The following is a 2991-nucleotide window of genomic DNA, read 5'->3' as shown; positions in this document are numbered from 1 at the left end:
TGCGGCGCGCGAGCACCTCGTGCGCGCCGGGCTCGAGCCGGTTGCGGCGAACGCGGGTTACCGCGTCGGCGAACTCGACCTGGTGATGCGTGACGGCGCGACGCTCGTGTTCGTCGAAGTGCGCTATCGCGCGAACGATCGCTTCGGCGGCGGCGCGCAGTCGGTCACGGCCGCCAAGCGACGCAAGCTCGTGCGCGCGGCGAGCCTGTTCCTGGCAACGCACCGGCGCTGGGCGGACGCACCGTGCCGCTTCGACGTGGTGGAAGCGAGCGGCGATATCGACAGCCCTCAACTCACGTGGCTGCGCGACGCGTTCCGCGCGGACGACGTCTGATGCGCGCCCTCGGCGTCGATTCGGCGCCCCGGCTTCGCTTCGCAGCGGGATTCGGATCGACGGAATTCGCGGCGCCCGCGCGTGCGCCCGCGAGCGAGCTCGCATGAGCCCGCGGCCCGCGTTCGACGCGGAACTCGCCGCGGTACTGGGCGATGCCTGGCGCACCGATCCCGCCGAGTGCCTGGTCTACGGCTACGACAATTCGCGCATGCAGGCGATGCCCGTCGGCGTCGCACTGCCGCAGGATCGCGAACAGGTGGTAGCCATCGTGCGTGCCTGTCGCAAGCATCGCCTGCCGATCGTCCCGCGCGGGCGCGGCACCAATACGACCGGCGCAACGGTGCCAATCGCGGGCGGCATCGTCGTTTCGTTCGAGCGGATGGATCGCATCGTCGACATCCGATCCGGCGACCGGTGCGCGGTGGTCGAGCCCGGCGTACTCAACGGCGACCTGCAGGCCGCGCTGGCGCCGCATGGCCTTTTCTGGCCGCCGGATCCCACCAGCGCCGCCTTCAGCAGCGTCGGCGGCAACCTCGCCTGCAACGCCGGCGGTCCGCACGCAGTCAAGTACGGCGCGAGCCGCGACAACGTACTGGCGCTGACGGCGGTTACCGGCGCGGGCGAACTCATCGTCTGCGGTGCCTCGACCACCAAGGGTGCAACCGGATACGACCTGCAGCGTCTGCTCGTGGGCAGCGAGGGCACGCTCGCCCTGATCGTCGAGGCCACCTTGCGGCTCGTACCTGCGCCGCCGGGGCGCAGTGCGCTGCGCGCGATTTACCGTGACGCCACCAGCGCGGCAGCCGCCGTTGCGCGCCTCATGTCGCAGCCGGTCACGCCGTCGATGCTCGAATTCATGGACGCGCACGCGGTGCGACTGGCGCGCGATGTCGGCGGCGCGGACCTGCCTGCCGACGCCGGTGCGCTGCTCATGATCGAGGCAGACGGTGCGTTGCACGAACTGGACGCCACGATTGGCGCGCTATCAAAGGCTGCGGCTGGCGAAGGCCTTGTCGTTATCGACGCCGCGCGCGACGAAGCGGCGCGCGAGCGACTGTGGGCCGCGCGCAAGGCGTTGTCGCCGTCACTGCGCACGCTGGCCGCCGGCAAGATCAACGAGGATGTCGTGGTGCCGGTGTCGCGAATCCCGGCGCTGGTGGACGGCGTGCAAGGGATCGCGCGCGACGCCGCGTTGCCGATTGTCTGCTTCGGCCATGCCGGCAACGGCAACCTGCACGTCAATATCCTGTTCGATCCCACCGACGCCGGGCAGTGCGCACGCGCCGACGCTGCGTTGGCCAAGGTGTTTGAACTCACGATTTCCCTGGGCGGCACCCTCTCGGGCGAACATGGCATCGGCCTGGCCAAGCGTGATTTCATGCCACAGGCAGTGACGCCCGCCACGCTCGCTTTGATGCGCGCGATCAAGGGCGTGTTCGACCCGGATGGGATCCTCAATCCGGGCAAACTGTTGCCGCCTGCCTGACCGATGCGACCGCTCGACGACCTGTTGCATCGCATACGCGCCTGTCGGCTTTGCGAAGCGCACCTGCCGCTCGGGCCGCGGCCGGTGCTGCGCGCATCGGCCACGTCGCGCTTGCTGGTCGTCGGCCAAGCGCCCGGTACGCGCGTGCATGCCAGTGGCGTGCCCTGGGACGACGCGAGCGGTCGTCGCCTGCGCGACTGGCTGCAACTGGACCCGTCGACGTTCTACGACGAATCCCGCGTCGCCATCGTGCCGATGGGCTTCTGCTACCCCGGCCGCGCGGGAGGCGGGGATGCGCCGCCCCGCGCCGAATGCCGGGCGACGTGGCATGGCCAGTTGCTGCCGATGCTGCCGGACATCGGCATGACGCTGCTCATCGGCCAGTACGCGCAGGCGTATTTCCTGGGTGCGCGGCGCAAGGCCACGCTGACGGACACCGTGCGCGCGTGGCGCGGGTACGCGCCGAACATCGTGCCATTGCCGCATCCAAGCCCGCGGAACGTCGCCTGGTTCAAGGCAAATCCGTGGTTCGATGCCGAGGTGCTGCCGCATCTGCGGGCGGGGGTCGACGACCTGTTCGGCGGCAGCCGCGGACCGGGGCCGGTCTAGCTGGTGGGGTTTCCGGAAATCGCGAGGCCGGGGATACGGGCCGGACGGCTACGGCTGCGGAAGCTCGTATGCGCCCAAGAGCGCTCGCGGCAACAGCCGTTGCGGTCGCGGTTTTCGTCGCAGTCGCGGTTGCAGCGGCAGATCGACGTTCATCGACCCGCGCTCGCTATGACAACTCGTGCCGCGAACCGTCGACGCCGAAATGCTGGTAGCCCGCGCGGCCCGCAACCCACTTGCGCCCGTCGCCATCCACCACGAGCACGCCTGCCCCGGCCTCCACAACGCCGACACGCGTGACGGCAACGTCCGCCGCGGCCGCAATTTCCCGCACCCGCTCAGCCGAACCGTGCTGCGCGGTGAAGCACAGTTCGTAATCGTCGCCGCCGGACGCCTGCGCGCTGCGGCGCTGTTCGACATCGAGCGTGTCGAGCAGCTCGGCTGACGCCGGCAAGCGGTCGACATCGACGCGCGCGCCCACGCCACTTGCGCGCAACACATGGCCGAGGTCGGCCAGCAATCCGTCGGAGACATCGATGCACGCGCTCGCGACGCCGGCCAGCCG

4 protein-coding genes are annotated in these 2991 nt (G+C 70.1%); 3 read left to right on the top strand and 1 reads right to left on the bottom strand.

The genetic code is table 11. From position 1 onward, the window contains the following. The 3 genes from FW784_RS13380 to FW784_RS13370 all read left to right on the top strand — a co-directional run. Window positions 1-334, top strand: a 334-nt coding sequence (locus tag FW784_RS13380; protein WP_149353821.1) for a YraN family protein, incomplete at its 5' end; no start/stop codon positions are given. Window positions 335-437: 103 nt separating this feature from the next. Further along, entirely contained in the window at window positions 438-1820 is a 1383-nt protein-coding gene (locus tag FW784_RS13375) for an FAD-binding oxidoreductase (RefSeq protein ID WP_149353820.1), read from the top strand. Window positions 1821-1823: 3 nt separating this feature from the next. Further along, the gene (locus FW784_RS13370; RefSeq protein ID WP_149353819.1) at window positions 1824-2429 is read left to right on the top strand and encodes a uracil-DNA glycosylase family protein; all 606 of its coding nucleotides are present in this window, start codon (window positions 1824-1826) and stop codon (window positions 2427-2429) included. Window positions 2430-2595: 166 nt separating this feature from the next. On the opposite strand, the gene FW784_RS13365 is transcribed toward FW784_RS13370, so the two are convergent. Continuing rightward, window positions 2596-2991 (bottom strand): thiamine-phosphate kinase (locus FW784_RS13365; RefSeq protein WP_235893683.1); only part of this gene is annotated, 396 nt, incomplete at its 5' end.

It is taken from the genome of Cognatilysobacter lacus (assembly GCF_008274655.1).
GTDB lineage: Bacteria > Pseudomonadota > Gammaproteobacteria > Xanthomonadales > Xanthomonadaceae > Cognatilysobacter > Cognatilysobacter lacus.
The sequence above is the reverse complement of the archived record's forward strand: the minus strand, read 5'-3'. Positions and strand labels throughout refer to the sequence as shown.